General features: G+C 41.8%; 18 protein-coding genes. 17 read left to right on the top strand and 1 reads right to left on the bottom strand.

All coding sequences use genetic code 11. The features are described 5' to 3' along the window. Positions 1–4: 4 nt before the first annotated feature. The 4 genes from B7725_RS02655 to B7725_RS02640 all read left to right on the top strand — a co-directional run bounded on the left by B7725_RS02655 (position 5) and on the right by B7725_RS02640 (position 3,112). The gene (locus B7725_RS02655; RefSeq protein ID WP_084874425.1) at positions 5–457 is read left to right on the top strand and encodes a NanQ anomerase/TabA/YiaL family protein; all 453 of its coding nucleotides are present in this window, start codon (positions 5–7) and stop codon (positions 455–457) included. Between the two features lie 20 nt (positions 458–477). Next, the gene (locus tag B7725_RS02650; RefSeq protein WP_084874423.1) at positions 478–1,122 is read left to right on the top strand and encodes a YesL family protein; all 645 of its coding nucleotides are present in this window, start codon (positions 478–480) and stop codon (positions 1,120–1,122) included. A 170-nt stretch (positions 1,123–1,292) separates the two neighbouring features. Beyond that, complete coding sequence (locus B7725_RS02645; RefSeq protein WP_084874422.1) at positions 1,293–2,210, top strand: dihydrodipicolinate synthase family protein; 918 nt, start codon at positions 1,293–1,295, stop codon at positions 2,208–2,210. A 17-nt stretch (positions 2,211–2,227) separates the two neighbouring features. Then, entirely contained in the window at positions 2,228–3,112 is an 885-nt protein-coding gene (locus tag B7725_RS02640) for an ROK family protein (protein ID WP_084874420.1), read from the top strand. A 15-nt stretch (positions 3,113–3,127) separates the two neighbouring features. Here B7725_RS02640 and B7725_RS02635 read toward each other — a convergent pair whose 3' ends face one another. Further along, positions 3,128–3,979 carry a MurR/RpiR family transcriptional regulator gene (locus B7725_RS02635; protein WP_084874419.1) on the bottom strand — a complete coding sequence of 284 codons (852 nt, stop codon included), beginning with the start codon at positions 3,977–3,979 and terminating at the stop codon, positions 3,128–3,130. Positions 3,980–4,235: 256 nt separating this feature from the next. On the opposite strand from B7725_RS02635, the gene pbp2b reads away from it, so the two are divergent. The 13 genes from pbp2b to B7725_RS02570 all read left to right on the top strand — a co-directional run bounded on the left by pbp2b (position 4,236) and on the right by B7725_RS02570 (position 17,002). Then, the gene (gene pbp2b / locus B7725_RS02630; protein WP_084874417.1) at positions 4,236–6,278 is read left to right on the top strand and encodes a penicillin-binding protein PBP2B; all 2,043 of its coding nucleotides are present in this window, start codon (positions 4,236–4,238) and stop codon (positions 6,276–6,278) included. Between the two features lie 10 nt (positions 6,279–6,288). Continuing rightward, a complete protein-coding gene (recR, locus tag B7725_RS02625; RefSeq protein WP_000966754.1) occupies positions 6,289–6,885 on the top strand; it encodes a recombination mediator RecR in 597 nt (198 codons plus the stop codon). 175 nt (positions 6,886–7,060) lie between these two features. Continuing rightward, positions 7,061–8,104, top strand: coding sequence for a D-alanine--D-alanine ligase (locus tag B7725_RS02620; RefSeq protein WP_084874415.1), 1,044 nt, complete (start codon positions 7,061–7,063; stop codon positions 8,102–8,104). 83 nt (positions 8,105–8,187) lie between these two features. Further along, the gene (locus B7725_RS02615; protein WP_084874414.1) at positions 8,188–9,561 is read left to right on the top strand and encodes a UDP-N-acetylmuramoyl-tripeptide--D-alanyl-D-alanine ligase; all 1,374 of its coding nucleotides are present in this window, start codon (positions 8,188–8,190) and stop codon (positions 9,559–9,561) included. Beyond that, a complete protein-coding gene (locus B7725_RS02610; RefSeq protein WP_084874412.1) occupies positions 9,548–10,159 on the top strand; it encodes an NUDIX hydrolase N-terminal domain-containing protein in 612 nt (203 codons plus the stop codon). Before B7725_RS02615 ends, B7725_RS02610 begins: the two co-directional genes overlap by 14 nt. Before the next feature lie 195 nt (positions 10,160–10,354). Beyond that, on the top strand, positions 10,355–11,059 hold the full coding sequence (locus B7725_RS02605; protein WP_084874410.1) for a YwaF family protein: 705 nt from the start codon (positions 10,355–10,357) through the stop codon (positions 11,057–11,059). Positions 11,060–11,292: 233 nt separating this feature from the next. After that, complete coding sequence (gene ftsA / locus B7725_RS02600) at positions 11,293–12,663, top strand: cell division protein FtsA (protein ID WP_000196341.1); 1,371 nt, start codon at positions 11,293–11,295, stop codon at positions 12,661–12,663. 16 nt (positions 12,664–12,679) lie between these two features. After that, positions 12,680–13,936, top strand: a complete 1,257-nt coding sequence (gene ftsZ / locus B7725_RS02595) for a cell division protein FtsZ (protein WP_000144259.1) — start codon at positions 12,680–12,682, stop codon at positions 13,934–13,936. Positions 13,937–13,939: 3 nt separating this feature from the next. After that, positions 13,940–14,611: a YggS family pyridoxal phosphate-dependent enzyme gene (locus B7725_RS02590; protein ID WP_001049622.1), complete on the top strand. Its 672-nt coding sequence runs from the start codon at positions 13,940–13,942 to the stop codon at positions 14,609–14,611. A gap of 9 nt (positions 14,612–14,620) precedes the next feature. Beyond that, entirely contained in the window at positions 14,621–15,151 is a 531-nt protein-coding gene (locus B7725_RS02585) for a cell division protein SepF (RefSeq protein WP_000053369.1), read from the top strand. Beyond that, positions 15,151–15,411, top strand: coding sequence for a YggT family protein (locus B7725_RS02580; RefSeq protein ID WP_000576501.1), 261 nt, complete (start codon positions 15,151–15,153; stop codon positions 15,409–15,411). Before B7725_RS02585 ends, B7725_RS02580 begins: the two co-directional genes overlap by 1 nt. Further along, positions 15,408–16,199, top strand: a complete 792-nt coding sequence (locus B7725_RS02575) for a YlmH family RNA-binding protein (protein ID WP_000217811.1) — start codon at positions 15,408–15,410, stop codon at positions 16,197–16,199. Before B7725_RS02580 ends, B7725_RS02575 begins: the two co-directional genes overlap by 4 nt. A gap of 8 nt (positions 16,200–16,207) precedes the next feature. Then, a complete protein-coding gene (locus B7725_RS02570; RefSeq protein ID WP_001123186.1) occupies positions 16,208–17,002 on the top strand; it encodes a DivIVA domain-containing protein in 795 nt (264 codons plus the stop codon). The last annotated feature ends 89 nt before the right edge of the window (positions 17,003–17,091 follow it).

Here is a 17,091-nt window from a genome sequence, read left to right as displayed (position 1 = left end):
CAGTATGATTTTTGACGATTTGAAAAACATCGCCTTTTACAAGGGAATCCATCCCAATCTAGACAAGGCTATCGACTATCTCTATCAGCACCGTAAGGATTCTTTCGAACTCGGTAAGTATGAGATTGACGGGGACAAGGTCTTTCTAGTTGTGCAGGAAAATGTCCTCAATCAAGCTGAAAATGATCAATTTGAACATCATAAGAACTATGCAGATTTGCATTTGCTGGTAGAAGGACACGAATATTCGAGCTACGGTTCACGTATCAAAGACGAGGCGGTAGCATTCGATGAAGCGAGCGACATTGGTTTTGTCCATTGTCATGAAAACTACCCGCTATTGTTGGGCTATCACAATTTTGCGATTTTCTTCCCAGGAGAACCTCACCAGCCAAATGGCTACGCAGGGATGGAAGAAAAGGTTCGCAAATATCTCTTTAAAATTTTGATTGATTAAAAGAATCAGGAGGAGCAAACATGGCACAAAAAGGAGTAAGCTTGATCAAGGCAGCATTTGATACAGATAATTTTCTCATGCGTTTCAGTGAGAAGGTCTTGGATATCGTGACAGCCAATCTTCTTTTTGTTGTCTCTTGTTTGCCCATCGTGACGATTGGAGTGGCGAAAATCAGCCTCTACCAAACTATGTTTGAGATTAAGAGAAGCAGGCGAGTACCTGTTTTCAGAACCTATCTGAGAGCTTTCAAGCAAAATCTGAAACTGGGTTTCCAGTTAGGTTTGCTGGAGTTGGGCATTGTGTCATTAAGCTTTCTAGATCTCTATCTTTTCTGGGGCCAGACAGCTTTACCTTTTCAGATTGTGAAAGCTATTTGTTTGGGGATTCTCATCTTCCTCACTCTGGTGATGCTGGCTAGTTATCCCATCGCTGCGCGCTATGATTTGTCTTGGAAAGAAGTGCTGCAAAAAGGGCTTATCTTGGCAAGTTTTAACTTTCCATGGTTCTTCCTCATGTTAGCCATTCTCTTTCTCATTGTGATGGTTCTTTATCTATCCGCCTTCACGCTCCTTTTGGGTGGGTCAGCCTTTATCCTCTTTGGTTTTGGTTTGCTAGTCTTTCTCCAAGCAGGTTTGATGGAGAAAATCTTCGCCAAATACCAGTAGGTTGAGGTGTTTCTGAAACTACTTTCAATCGTTATAGTTTCTAAAATACAAGTAGAAACTAAAATCTAAGTGTATACAAGATATTGAAAGCGATTTTCACAAGGTGTATACTAAACTTGTAAAAAATAGAACTGCTCTCAGCAGAAAAAAGAAATCTTAGGAGAAAATCTATGTCAGATTTGAAAAAATATGAAGGTGTCATTCCAGCCTTCTACGCATGTTACGATGATCAAGGAGAAGTCAGTCCAGAGCGTACGCGTGCCTTGGTTCAATACTTCATTGATAAGGGAGTTCAAGGTCTCTATGTCAACGGTTCTTCTGGTGAATGTATCTACCAAAGTGTGGCAGACCGCAAATTGATTTTGGAAGAAGTTATGGCAGTTGCCAAAGGAAAATTGACCATCATCGCTCACGTAGCTTGCAACAACACAAAGGATAGTATGGAACTTGCTCGCCACGCAGAAAGTTTGGGTGTAGATGCCATTGCGACAATTCCGCCGATTTACTTCCGCTTGCCTGAGTACTCAGTTGCCAAATACTGGAACGATATCAGTTCTGCAGCTCCAAACACAGACTATGTGATTTACAACATTCCTCAATTGGCAGGTGTTGCTTTGACTCCAAGCCTTTACACTGAAATGTTGAAGAATCCTCGTGTTATCGGTGTTAAGAACTCTTCTATGCCAGTTCAAGATATCCAAACCTTTGTCAGCCTTGGTGGAGAAGACCACATCGTCTTTAATGGTCCAGATGAACAGTTCCTAGGTGGTCGCCTCATGGGCGCTAAGGCTGGTATCGGTGGTACTTATGGTGCGATGCCAGAACTCTTCTTGAAACTCAATCAGTTGATTGCTGAGAAAGACTTGGAAACAGCGCGTGAATTGCAGTATGCTATCAACGCAATCATTGGTAAGCTCACTTCTGCTCATGGAAATATGTACGGTGTGATCAAAGAAGTCTTGAAGATCAATGAAGGACTTAACATTGGATCAGTTCGTTCACCATTGACACCAGTGACTGAAGAAGATCGACCAGTTGTAGAAGCAGCAGCGCAATTGATTCGTGAAACCAAGGAGCGCTTCCTCTAATCCATAAGGAGGTATTTATGACACACTACGTTGCAATTGATATCGGTGGAACCAATATCAAATATGGTTTGATTGACCAAGAAGGCCAACTTGTTGAATCGCATGAAATGCCAACTGAGGCGCATAAGGGTGGTCCTCATATCTTACAAAAGACAAAAGACATCGTAGCCAGTTATTTAGAAAAAGGCCCAGTAGCAGGTGTTGCCATTTCTTCTGCAGGAATGGTGGATCCTGATAAGGGTGAGATTTTCTATGCTGGTCCTCAAATTCCTAACTACGCAGGAACCAACTTCAAAAAGGAAATCGAGACTAGCTTTAATATTCCTTGTGAGATTGAAAATGATGTCAACTGTGCAGGCCTTGCTGAGGCAGTATCTGGTTCAGGCAAGGGAGCGAGTGTCACACTTTGCTTGACCATTGGAACAGGTATCGGTGGTTGCTTGATTATGGATGGGAAAGTCTTCCATGGATTTAGCAACTCAGCTTGCGAAGTCGGTTACATGCACATGCAGGATGGAGCTTTTCAGGATCTTGCTTCTACGACAGCCTTGGTTGAGTATGTAGCAACAGCTCATGGAGATTCAGTTGATCAGTGGAATGGCCGACGCATCTTTAAGGAAGCTACCGAAGGAAACAAAATCTGTATGGCTGGTATTGACCGTATGGTAGACTATCTAGGAAAAGGTCTGGCAAATATTTGCTATGTGGCCAATCCAGAAGTAGTCATTCTCGGTGGTGGCATCATGGGGCAAGAGGCTATTCTCAAGCCAAAGATCCGCACAGCCTTAAAAGATGCCTTGGTGCCAAGTCTAGCTGATAAGACGAGATTAGAATTTGCCCATCACCAAAATACAGCAGGGATGTTGGGAGCCTATTATCATTTCAAGACAAAACAATCCTAGTTTGGTTCAACCAAACTAGGATTTTCTAACGCGTTTTTGTCTACGATAGCCATTGAGTTTTTTATTTTCCCAATAGCTATTAAAGATTTTCTCCTTGCTTTCACGATTGATTTCCAAAAAGTAGGCATAAACCAAATCTATAAGGAAGAGCATGGGGAGTTGAGCAGATATCCGTTGAATGTAGGAAGGCTGGCTGTGGCTAGCAACAAGAACGGTTTCTGTATAGGCCTGACTATTTTTGTTTGGAGCGCTGGTAAAGAGGATGGTCTTGGCCCCCATCTCTTTTGCGTCTAATAGACTGTCTAAAATAGAAGGAGTTGTACCAGAAAGTGAGAAACCGAGTACTAGACAATTTTCATCCATGATGCTGGTCGTCCATGCAAAGCCGTCCTGATCGGTTAAGGCCTCACAGACCACACCCAGACGCATGAAACGCAATTTCATTTCACGAGCGACAAGACCGGAACTACCTGTTCCAAAGAAGTAGACACGTTCAGCGTCATCGATTAATTGGGCGACGCGTTCCAGTTGTTCTTCGTCGATCAAATCCTGTGTTTGTTCCCTCATGATGCTGTAGCTTCTAAGAACACGTTTGGTCAAAGGGCTATGTTTGTGGGAATGAGTGTCCGGTTTACTAGCCTGATGCTGGTATTGAAAGACAAACTCTCGGTAGCCTGTAAAACCACACTTTTTGGCAAAGCGAGTCAGAGCTGCTTGGGAGATATGTAATTTCTGGGTAACTTGCTGAGAAGAAAGATCGTCTTGGATCGTATCAGACTGCAAAAAATAGCGAGCGATTTCTTGCTCGAGCTCGGTTAATTCTTCAAAATGGAGATCGATTATGGTTGCGATATCTGGCTTATTCATGAGGCTCCTTTTTATGAGTCAAAGTCTTAAAAGTTAACGCTTTCCTAACTATTACTATCATTATATCATAGAAGTTAGGATAACAAAATAAAAAGGCATTTTCAGTTGAAAGTCAAAAAATGCTTCGACTTTTCCAAGAGTTTCTCCGTAAAATATGGTACAATGAAATGTACTGAACATCACCTGTTTGCTCTATTATTTTATATGTAAATAAAGGTGAAAATCGGAAATTTTTCTAGAAAAGAGTCTTAGTTGTATGAGAAAATTCAATAGCCATTCGATTCCTATTCGGCTTAATTTGCTGTTTGCCATTGTTATCCTGTTGTTTATGGCCATTATTGGTCGATTGTTATACATGCAGGTGCTCAATAAAGATTTCTATGAAACAAAATTGGCTTCAGCCAGCCAGACAAGGGTAACAACCAGTTCAGCTCGTGGGCAAATCTATGATGCAGCAGGGAAACCCTTGGTAGAAAACACTGTCAAGCAAGTCGTTTCTTTCACACGAAACAATAAAATGACGGCAGCAGAATTGAAGGAGACAGCCAAGAAACTTCTCACATATGTGAATGTAACCTCCCCTAATTTGACAGACCGTCAGATTGCAGACTACTACTTGGCGGACCAGGACGTTTACAAAAAAACAGTCGAATCCTTGCCAAGTGATAAACGCCTAGATTCAGATGGGAACCGCTTATCTGAAGCGACCCTCTACAATAATGCGGTTGAAAGTATTGACGCGAGTCAACTCAATTATACAGATGACCAGAAAAAGGAAATCTATCTCTTTAGTCAGCTCAATGCCGTTGAAAATTTTGCGACAGGAACCATTTCTACGGATGCCTTAGATGATACCCAAGTTGCTCTCGTTGCATCAGCGTCCAAGGAATTACCAGGTATCAGTATTTCAACCTCATGGGATAGAAAAGTCCTAGACACTTCTTTGTCTTCAATTGTAGGTAGTGTATCAAGTGAAAAATCGGGTCTTCCAGCAGAGGAAGTGGACTCTTATCTCAAAAAAGGGTATTCTCTCAATGACCGAGTGGGAACTTCCTATCTTGAAAAGCAATATGAAGATGTTCTTCAAGGCAAACGCTCCGTCAAGGAAATCCACCTCGACAAACACGGAAATATGGAAAGTGTGGAAAATATCGAAGAAGGAAGCAAAGGAAACAATATCAAGTTAACGGTTGACCTAGCGTTCCAGAATGGTGTGGATGATCTACTCAAGAGCTACTTCAACTCAGAGTTGGGTAACGGTGGAGCCAAATACTCTGAAGGAGTCTACGCTGTAGCCCTCAATCCTAAAACCGGTGCAGTTCTAGCTATGTCAGGTGTCAAGCATGATGTCGAATCCGGTGAATTAAGTTCAGATTCGCTTGGAACGATAACCAATGTCTTTGTACCGGGGTCTGTCGTTAAGGCGGCAACCCTTAGCTCTGGTTGGGAAAATGGGGTCTTGTCAGGCAATCAAACCTTGACAGATCAGCCGATTGTTTTCCAAGGTTCGGCTCCGATCAATTCATGGTATACCTTGTCCTATGGCTCCTTCCCTATCACAGCAGTTGAGGCTCTAGAGTACTCTTCTAATACCTACATGGTTCAGACTGCGCTAGGGATCATGGGGCAGTCCTACCAGCCAAATATGATAGTCGCAACTGATCAGTTAGAAACTGCAATGGGCAAGTTGCGATCAACCTTTGGGGAATATGGACTTGGAGCTTCAACAGAGATTGACCTCCCAGATGAATCTACAGGATTTACACCAAAAGAATTTGATTTGGCCAACTATATTAATAACGCCTTTGGCCAGTTTGATAACTACACACCTATGCAGTTAGCCCAGTATGTCGCAACCATTGCAAACAATGGCGTACGATTGGCTCCTCACATCGTTGAGGGAGTTTATGGAAACAATGAACAAGGTGGCTTAGGTAATCTAGTTCAAGAAACAGCCACCAAGGAACTGAACAAGATCAATATCTCAGAAGCGGATATGGCCCTCTTGCACCAAGGTTTCTATCAAGTTTCGCATGGAACGAGCGCTCTGACAACTGGTCGTGCCTTTTCAAATGGCGCAGCCGTTTCCATAAGCGGGAAAACGGGGACGGCCGAAAGTTATGTTAATGGCGGTCAAAAGGCCAATAATACCAACGCAGTTGCTTATGCTCCGTCCGATAATCCTCAAATCGCGGTCGCAGTTGTCTTTCCTCATAACACCAACCTAACAAATGGTGTCGGACCTTCAATTGCGCGTGATATCATCAATCTTTATAACCAACAACATCCAATGAATTAGAAAGGAACTTATGCTGTATCCAACACCTATTGCCAAGTTAATTGATAGCTATTCGAAGCTTCCAGGTATCGGGATCAAAACGGCTACTCGCCTCGCCTTCTATACCATTGGAATGTCTGATGACGATGTCAATGAATTTGCAAAAAACCTTCTATCTGCCAAGCGGGAATTGACCTATTGTTCCATCTGTGGTCGCTTGACAGATGATGATCCTTGCTCGATCTGTACAGATCCGACTCGTGACCAGACAACCATCTTGGTGCTAGAGGATAGTCGCGATGTGGCTGCTATGGAAAATATCCAAGAATACCACGGACTCTATCATGTCTTGCATGGCCTCATTTCTCCGATGAATGGCATCAGTCCAGACGATATCAATCTCAAGAGTCTCATGACCCGTCTCATGGATAGTGAGGTTTCAGAGGTGATCGTGGCAACCAATGCGACGGCTGATGGGGAAGCGACATCTATGTATCTCTCTCGTTTGCTCAAACCAGCTGGGATCAAAGTCACTCGTCTAGCACGAGGACTAGCCGTGGGAGCAGATATCGAGTATGCGGATGAGGTCACACTCTTACGAGCCATTGAAAATCGGACAGAGTTGTAAGTGTAGACCAATTTACTAACTCCATTCATCTATACAAAAAATCAAGGAGGCCGACTTTGTTTTTATCGGTCTCTTTTTATGTTTTTTGAAGATCAGTATTAGCTTCAAGTTTTAAAAAAAAAGTAAATATGATATACTAAAGAACGAGTATTCTATTAGAATTAGGACAAGCAATATGAAACAAACGATTATTCTTTTATACGGCGGACGCAGTGCAGAACGTGAGGTGTCTGTATTGTCAGCTGAAAGTGTCATGCGTGCGGTCAACTACGACCGTTTCACAGTCAAGACTTTCTTTATCAGCCAGTCAGGTGACTTTATCAAGACTCAGGAATTTAGCCAGACTCCAGGTCAAGAGGATCGTCTCATGACCAATGAAACGATTGATTGGAATAAGAAAGTTGCACCAAGTGCCATCTACGAAGAAGGTGCAGTGGTCTTTCCAGTTCTTCATGGCCCAATGGGAGAGGATGGCTCTGTTCAAGGATTCTTGGAAGTTTTAAAAATGCCTTACGTAGGTTGCAATATCTTGTCATCTAGTCTTGCCATGGATAAAATTACGACCAAGCGAGTTCTAGAATCTGTCGGAATTGCCCAAGTTCCTTATGTGGCCGTCGTCGAAGGTGATGATGTGACTGCTAAAATCGCTGAAGTTGAAGAAAAATTGACTTATCCAGTCTTCACAAAACCATCAAACATGGGGTCAAGTGTCGGTATTTCTAAGTCTGAAAACCAAGAAGAACTCCGCCAAGCTTTGGAACTTGCCTTCCAATATGACAGCCGTGTCTTGGTAGAGCAAGGTGTGAATGCGCGTGAAATCGAGGTTGGTCTCTTGGGGAACTACGATGTCAAGAGCACTTTGCCAGGAGAAGTTGTCAAGGATGTTGCCTTCTATGATTATGATGCCAAATATATCGATAACAAGATTACCATGGATATCCCGGCTAGGATCAGTGATGATGTGGTAGCTGTCATGCGTCAAAATGCAGAAACAGCCTTCCGTGCGATTGGTGGTCTCGGTCTGTCTCGTTGTGATTTCTTCTATACAGATAAGGGCGAGATTTTCCTAAATGAGCTTAATACCATGCCAGGTTTTACCCAGTGGTCTATGTACCCACTACTTTGGGACAATATGGGAATCAGCTACCCAGAGCTAATCGAGCGTTTGGTTGACCTTGCTAAGGAGAGCTTTAACAAGCACGAAGCGCATTTGCTATAAAAATGAAAGAAGGGGTAGAAGCCCGAACCTTCACTGTAGGTGATTAGAGTTCTCGGACTTCAACCCTTTTTAAAGGAGTAGAAATGAAATTAACAATCCATGAAGTTGCCCAAGCTGTTGGAGCTAAAAATGATGTCAGTCTTTTTGCGGATGCTCAGTTAGAAAAAGCTGAGTTTGACAGTCGTTTGATTGCTGCAGGAGACTTATTTGTGCCCCTCAAAGGTGCGCGTGATGGCCACGATTTTATCGAAACAGCTTTTGAAAATGGTGCAACAGTAACCCTGTCTGAGAAAGAGGTTGCAAATCATCCCTACATTCTAGTAGACGATGTGTTGTCTGCCTTTCAAACCCTCGCAGCCTACTATCTTGAAAAAGCGGCAGTTGATGTCTTTGCTGTTACGGGTTCAAATGGCAAGACAACGACCAAGGATATGTTGGCACATTTACTATCAACAACCTACAAGACCTACAAAACCCAAGGCAATTACAATAACGAGATTGGCCTTCCCTACACGGTTCTTCATATGCCTGAAGGAACAGAAAAGTTGGTCTTGGAGATGGGACAGGATCACTTGGGAGATATCCATCTCTTGTCTGAATTGGCTCATCCTAAGACAGCCATCGTGACCTTGGTTGGAGAAGCTCATTTGGCCTTTTTCAAAGACCGTTCAGAGATTGCTAAAGGGAAGATGCAAATTGCTGATGGTATGGCACCAGGTTCCTTGCTCTTGGTACCAGCTGACCCGATTGTAGAGGACTACTTGCCCACTGATAAAAAAGTGGTCCGTTTTGGGCAAGGAGCTGAGTTAGAAATCACAGACTTGATTGAGCGCAAGGATAGTCTGACCTTTAAAGCTAATTTCTTGGGACAACCCCTCGATTTGCCAGTGACTGGTAAGTACAATGCCACCAATGCTATGATTGCTGCTTATGTGGCTCTACAAGAAGGAGTTTCAGAGGAACAGATTCGTCAGGCTTTCCAGAACCTAGAATTGACGCGTAACCGCACCGAGTGGAAGAAAGCAGCAAATGGAGCAGATATTCTGTCTGACGTATACAATGCCAACCCAACTGCTATGAAGTTGATTTTGGAGACATTTTCTGCCATTCCAGCCAACGAGGGAGGAAAGAAAATAGCAGTTTTGGCGGATATGAAGGAATTAGGTAGCCAGTCTGTTCAACTCCATAACCAGATGATTTTAAGTCTTTCCCCAGATGTGCTGGATACCGTTATTTTCTACGGAGAAGACATTGCCGAATTGGCACAACTGGCTAGTCAAATGTTCCCAATCGGCCACGTTTATTACTTCAAAAAAACAGCCAATGAGGACCAATTTGAAGACCTAGTCAAGCAGGTTAAGGAAAGCCTCGGTGCCAATGACCAAATCTTGCTCAAAGGCTCTAACTCCATGAATCTAGCCAAGTTGGTCGAAAGTTTAGAAAATGAATGCAAGTGATTTTGCCAAGTATCTGCAAAGAATGCTAGCCATTACGGATACTGGATTAACCTTTACAAAAGATCCTTTCGACCGTGAGCGCTACGAGGACTTGCGAAGTCTGTTATCTGAAATGTTGAATCAGGTATCAGACCTCGATGCAGAAGAAGTTGCAGAAGTCTTGAAACCAACTTCCGCTTATGCAACTCCTCTGATGGACGTCCGTGCTTGGATTGTTGAGGATGAAAAAGTATGTTTAGTTAGAGGAAAAGGAGAGGATAGTTGGGCTTTGCCAGGTGGTTTTGGTGAAGTTGGCTATTCTCCAATCGAAAATATTCTTAAAGAAATTGAAGAAGAAACCGGTTTTACAGCAAAAACTGAAAGGTTACTTGCGGTTTTTGATACCAATCGTTTCCAACTACAGAGCAAACAATATGCAAAGTTTGTCTTTGAATGTAAGCTTCTTGATGGACAATTTCAAGAGAATCAAGAAATTGCTGAGCTTCAATTTTTTGCCATTGACCAATTGCCAGTCTTATCTGAAAAACGCATCACCAAGGAGCAAATGGAGATTCTTTGGCAAGTTTATAAAGGACAAAGAGACCAATATGTTGATTAGTTTATGCTAGAGAAGTCGACAAATCAAAAAAGGGTATCTGCAAGGTGCATTTCTGCAATACAAATGATATAATAGGTTGCGAATTTAAGACGCAAGTATTCTATGCATGGCATGGAATCAAGTTTTTCAAAAAATTTAAAAGCTGGGGAAAGTGAATTTTTTACTGCCTCTGGCTAGATGAACGAGGAATAGAATATGAATTTGTGGGAACAATTATTTACCACACAGATATCAGAACCGCCCCAGTTTGAACTCCACTGGTACATTGGTTTGTTATGTTTACTGGCTCTTACTTTCTATGCTTCTTATCGTTTTCGCGATAAAGTGGCTTACCAGCGTTTTATTCAGATCCTTCAGTCTGTTCAACTGATTGTTCTGTATAGCTGGTATTGGGGCAATCTCATGCCTCTGTCAGAAAGTTTGCCCTTCTATCATTGCCGTATCGCCATGTTTGTGATGCTCTTGATTCCAGGGACATCCAAGTACAAGCAATACTTTGCCCTTCTAGGAACTTTTGGAGCAACCGTTGCTCTGGCATACCCACTCTTTGACCCTTATCCGTTTCCGCACGTGACCATCCTGTCCTTTATCATCGGGCACGTGGCACTTTTGGGGAATGCGCTCCTATACTTGTTTAAGAATTATGAAGCTTCCCTGCTCAACTTCAAAAATGTAGCGATGATTACCTTCACCTTGAACGCTCTGATATGGGTTGTTAATTTAGTTGTCAGTGGGGATTATGGTTTCTTAACGAGACCGCCACTTGTTGGAAATCACGGACAACTTTTGAATTACCTTATTGTTTCGAGCGTTATCGTGATAGCAATTTGCGTAACAGCAAAATTGCTAGAGATTTTTTTACAGCAAAAATCGGAAGAATTTATTCAAGAGAAGGTCTAAAAAGACCTTCTTTTTTTGATGGGTTATAAATATTATCGAATTGTTGACAAGAACATCAAAAACTTTTTCCAGAAGAAAAATTTTCTAATATTTTCTCAAAAAACATGCAGGAAATTTACGAAAAACTAAGCATGATTAGTTTTTTTGTGTTATAATATTCTTCGAATAGCTATGCCCAAACATAGTTATTAAATAGAAGTGAGAAACTTGGAAGATAGAGAGGATGCGATGTAATGACTAGAGATGGTTTTTTTACAGGCTTAGATATCGGAACTAGCTCCATTAAGGTGTTAGTTGCTGAGCATAGAGATGGCGAAGTAAATGTAATTGGTGTTAGTAATGCCAAAAGTAAAGGTGTAAAAGACGGAATTATTGTTGATATTGAAGCGGCTGCTTCGGCAATCAAATCCGCAATCACACAGGCAGAAGAGAAAGCAGGCATTTCTATCAAGTCTGTCAACGTTGGTCTTCCAGCAAATCTTCTGCAGGTCGAACCAACACAAGGAATGATTCCTGTAACATCAGATACAAAAGAAATCACAGATCAGGATGTTGAAGATGTTGTTAAATCAGCTTTGACAAAGAGCATGACTCCTGATCGTGAAGTGATTACCTTCATTCCTGAAGAGTTCATCGTGGATGGTTTCCAAGGAATCCGTGACCCTCGTGGTATGATGGGTGTCCGTTTGGAAATGCGTGGTCTGCTTTACACAGGTCCTCGTACGATTCTACACAATCTTCGCAAGACGGTCGAACGTGTAGGTATCCAGGTTGATAATGTGATTATTTCACCTTTGGCGATTGTGAACTCCGTTCTCAATGAAGGCGAACGTGAATTTGGTGCGACTGTCATTGACATGGGTGGAGGTCAGACTACTGTAGCGACTATCCGCAACCAAGAATTGCAATTCACCAACATCTACCAAGAAGGTGGAGATTACGTTACAAAAGACATTTCTAAAGTCTTGAAAACATCTCAAAAGATTGCAGAAAGTTTGAAACTGAACTATGGTGAAGCTTACGTTCCACTTGCAAGTAATGAAACTTTCCAAGTTGAAGTAATTGGCGAAGTAGAACCTGTTGAAGTGACAGAAAGCTACTTGGCAGAAATTATTTCAGCACGTATCAAACATATCTTTGACCAAATCAAACAAGAGTTGGAAAGAAGACACTTGTTGGATTTGCCAGGAGGTATCGTCCTTATCGGTGGAAATGCAATTTTGCCGGGCGTTGTTGAATTAGCCCAAGAAGTATTTGGTGTTCGAGTAAAACTCTATGTTCCAAATCAGGTTGGAATTCGCAACCCTGCATTTGCTCACGTGATTAGTTTATCTGAGTTTGCTGGTAAATTGACTGAAGTCAATCTTCTTGCTCAAAAAGCAGTTAAAGGAGATGAATTCCTTCGTCAAAAACCAATCAACTTTGGCATTCCAAATCAACGTTTGAATCCTGTGGCGCAACCAAGCCCAACACAGACAACTCCAGTTGAAACTGTACAGGAAACTCCAGTTGCTCCCAAGGAAGAATTCCAAGCAAGTTCTCAAAGTAAACCGAAGCTAACAGAACGTTTCCGTGGTTTAATCGGAAGCATGTTTGATGAATAAAAGAGGATAAGAAATTATGACATTTTCATTTGATACAGCAGCAGCTCAAGGCGCAGTTATTAAGGTAATTGGTGTCGGTGGTGGTGGTGGTAACGCCATCAACCGCATGGTTGACGAAGGTGTTGCTGGTGTAGAATTTATCGCAGCCAACACTGATGTACAAGCACTTAGCAGTACGAAAGCAGAAACCGTTATCCAACTTGGTCCCAAATTGACTCGTGGTTTGGGTGCTGGAGGTCGTCCAGAAGTTGGACGTAAAGCTGCAGAAGAAAGCGAAGAAGCTTTGACGGAAGCAATCAGCGGTGCAGACATGGTCTTCATCACTGCTGGTATGGGTGGTGGATCTGGTACAGGTGCTGCCCCTGTTATTGCACGTATCGCTAAAGATCTTGGTGCTCTTACAGTTGGTGTTGTGACACGTCCTTTCGGATTTGAAGGAAGCAAACGTGGTCAGTACGCTGTAGAAGGAATTAATGAACTTCGCGAGCATGTTGATACTTTGTTGATTATCTCTAACAATAACTTACTTGAAATTGTTGACAAGAAAACACCGCTTCTTGAAGCTCTTAGTGAAGCAGATAACGTTCTTCGCCAAGGTGTTCAAGGGATTACTGACTTGATCACGAACCCAGGATTGATTAACCTTGACTTTGCTGACGTGAAGACTGTAATGGCAAACAAAGGGAATGCCCTTATGGGTATCGGTATTGGTAGTGGTGAAGAGCGTGTTGTTGAAGCAGCTCGTAAAGCAATTTACTCTCCACTTCTTGAAACAACTATCGATGGCGCTGAAGATGTGATTGTCAACGTTACTGGTGGTCTTGATTTAACGTTGATTGAAGCAGAAGAAGCTTCAGAAATTGTCAATCAAGCAGCTGGCAAAGGTGTAAACATCTGGCTTGGAACATCTATCGACGAAAGCATGAAGGATGAAATCCGTGTGACTGTTGTAGCGACAGGTGTTCGTCAAGAACGACTAGAAAAAGTAGTCGGGTCTGCTACCAACCAACCAGTTGGTCGACCATCAACTAAAACTCCACAAGCACATACATTTGACCGTCAATTCGACTTGGAAGAGACAGCAGAACTGCCTAAATCAAGTTCACGTCGCTTTGAAACCAACCAAGCATCTGCTTTTGGAGATTGGGACTTGCGCCGTGAGTCAATTGTTCGCCAAACAGATCCCGTTGTTTCACCAGTTGAACGCTTTGAAACACCAGTTTCACAAGATGAGGATGAATTGGATACACCTCCATTCTTCAAAAATCGTTAATCAATGAATTTGAAAAAAAACACTGAATTAGTTTTTCAGCAAATTGCTGATGCTAGTCAAAAAGCCAACCGTAATCTAGATGCTGTTTCAGTAATCGCAGTGACAAAATATGTAGATGTACAAACAGCGGAAGCCTTGCTTCCGCTTGGCATCCATCATATCGGTGAAAATCGAGTTGATAAATTTTTAGAAAAATATCAGGCCTTGAAAGATTACCCAGTCACTTGGCATTTAATAGGAACACTACAGAGACGGAAAGTAAAAGAAGTAATCCCATATGTGGATTACTTTCATGCTTTAGACTCCCTAAAGTTAGCACAGGAAATTCAAAAGAGAACAGATCATGTTATCAAGTGTTTCTTGCAGGTTAATATTTCTGGGGAAGAAAGCAAGCATGGGTTTTCAAAAGAAGAATTGCTAGAACTTTTGCCAGAATTGGCTAAGTTAGATCAGATTGAGTATGTTGGTTTAATGACCATGGCTCCTTTTGAGGCAGGCAGTGATGAATTGAAAGAAATTTTCAAGGATACGCAGGCTCTGCAAGCAGAAATTAGAGAAAAACAAATCCCTAATATGCCGATGACAGAGCTAAGTATGGGAATGAGTCGTGATTTTAAAGAAGCGATTCAGTTCGGCTCAACCTTTGTTCGAATCGGTACAGCATTTTTTAAATAGGAGAGAGCTATGTCTTTAAAAGATAGATTCGATAAATTTATAGATTATTTTACAGAAGATGGGGAAGAAACGACTAACTACCAGACTCAACAAGAGGAAACAGTTAGCCCAGCTATCTCATCTTCTAAAGGATTACCAGCATCTGCTCAGCCGGAATCAGTAAAAGATGCGAATATTACTCGCCTCCATGCTCGTCAACAAGAGTTGGCAAAGCAAAACCATCACTCAGATGAGAAAGTGACGATTGATGTTCGTTATCCAAGAAAGTATGAGGATGCAACTGAGATTGTTGATTTGTTAACTGGAAATGAAAGCATCTTGATTGATTTCCAATACATGACAGAAGTACAAGCGCGCCGCTGCCTTGATTACTTGGACGGAGCCCGTCACGTCTTGGCTGGAAATATGAAAAAAGTTGCGAGTACGATGTATCTATTGACGCCTGTCAACGTTATCGTGAATATTGAGGATATCAAACTTCCAGACGAATCACAAGGTGCCGAGTTCGGCTTTGATATTAAACGAAATAGAGCAAGATAATGATTTTCTTAATCCGTTTAATTCAAAATGCAGTTAGCATTTACTCCATCATTCTCGTTGCATTTGCTCTTCTTTCATGGTTTCCAAATGCCTATGAAAGTCAACTAGGTCGTTTAGTCATCAGACTTGCTCGTCCAGTTATCGAGCCTCTTCGTAAGCTCAATCTACAATTTGCTGGTCTTGATTTTACAGTTTGGGCTGCGCTGATTCTAATCCAGTTTGTTGGAAATCTCTTAACACGACTAGTGCTATTACTATGACAGTAAATCGAGCCATTTATCAGCATTTTTCCCAAGATGATATTCCCTTTATTGATAAGGGTTTAGAGTGGATCAAGCGGGTAGAAGATACCTATGCACCAGTGCTTACTCCTTTTATCAATCCCCATCAGGAACAGATCTTGAGGGTGCTAGCTGGGACATATGGACTGGGTTGCCAAAGTAGTGGTGATTTTCTTCCGACGGAGTCGGTTCGTGTTCTTCTGTATCCAGATTACTTTGAACCGGAAATATCAGACTTTGAAATGACCTTGTTAGAAATTTGCTATCCGAGCAAGTTTGAACAGCTGAGCCATGGAAAAATATTGGGAACAATCATCAACCAGCTAGGAATTGACCGTAAATTATTTGGTGATATCTTGGTAGATGAAAAGAGAGCACAGATTTTTGTCAATCGTGATTTTATTCCTCTTTTTCAGGATGGAATAAGAAAGATTGGCAGACTTCCTGTATCGCTGGAGGAACGTCCTTTTACCGATAGGATTATATCTAAAATTGACTTTAGAGAACGAGAAATTTTAGTTTCGAGTTTTCGATTGGATGCCCTCTTATCAAGTGCCTTGAAATTATCTAGAAATCAAACCAGTCAACTAATTGAGAAAAAATCTGTCCAGGTAAACTATCATCTGGTTGAAAAATCTGATTACCAGGTTGCCGTTGGGGATTTGATCAGTGTGAGAAAGTTTGGCCGTCTAAAAGTTGTCAAAGACAATGGACAGACAAAAAAAGACAAGATAAAATTAAGCATTCAATTATTATTAAGTAAGTGAGGAAAAGTATGCCAATTACATCGTTAGAAATTAAAGATAAAACCTTTGGTACAAGATTTAGAGGTTTTGACCCAGAAGAAGTAGATGAATTTCTTGATATCGTTGTTCGTGACTATGAAGATTTGGTTCGTAGTAATCACGACAAAGAGACACACATCAAGAGTTTGGAAGAACGTTTGTCTTACTTTGATGAGATGAAAGATTCCTTGAGTCAGTCAGTTTTGATTGCTCAAGATACTGCGGAGCGTGTCAAACAGGCTGCTCAAGAACGTTCGAACAATATTATTCAACAAGCTGAACAAGACGCTCAGCGTTTGCTAGAAGAAGCAAAATACAAGGCAAATGAAATTCTCCGTCAGGCAACAGATAATGCTAAGAAAGTGGCTGTTGAGACAGAAGAGTTGAAGAACAAGAGTCGTGTATTCCATCAACGCCTCAAGTCTACGATTGAAAGTCAATTGGCTATTGTTGAGTCATCAGATTGGGAAGACATTCTTCGCCCAACAGCAACGTATCTTCAAACAAGCGATGAAGCCTTTAAAGAAGTGGTGGGTGAAGTTCTTGGTGAAACTATTCCTTCTCAACCAGAGGAAGAGCCAATTGATATGACTCGTCAATTCACACCAGAAGAGGTTGCTGAGTTGCAAGCTCGCATCGAGGCTGGAAATAAAGAATTGGCTGAGTTTGAAGCTCAACAAAATCAACATACAGATGAAAGTGAACAACATGAAGAGTCAGTTGACGTAGAAACTACTGCAGCAACTGAGGAAGATGCAAACAAAGAATCTGTTCTTATCCTATAAGAGTAAATGTGAGAACAAAGTCTAACCAACTATATTTTCAGCGAGCGGGAGATGGTGTGAGCCCTGCAATCCCTAGTCGTTAGATTATC

Origin of the sequence: Streptococcus oralis subsp. tigurinus (assembly GCF_002096275.1) — a bacterium.
In the GTDB taxonomy this organism is placed as follows: Bacteria; Bacillota; Bacilli; order Lactobacillales; family Streptococcaceae; genus Streptococcus; species Streptococcus oralis_CN.
Note: the sequence above shows the minus strand (reverse complement) of the source record. Positions and strands in the feature narration are given on the sequence as shown.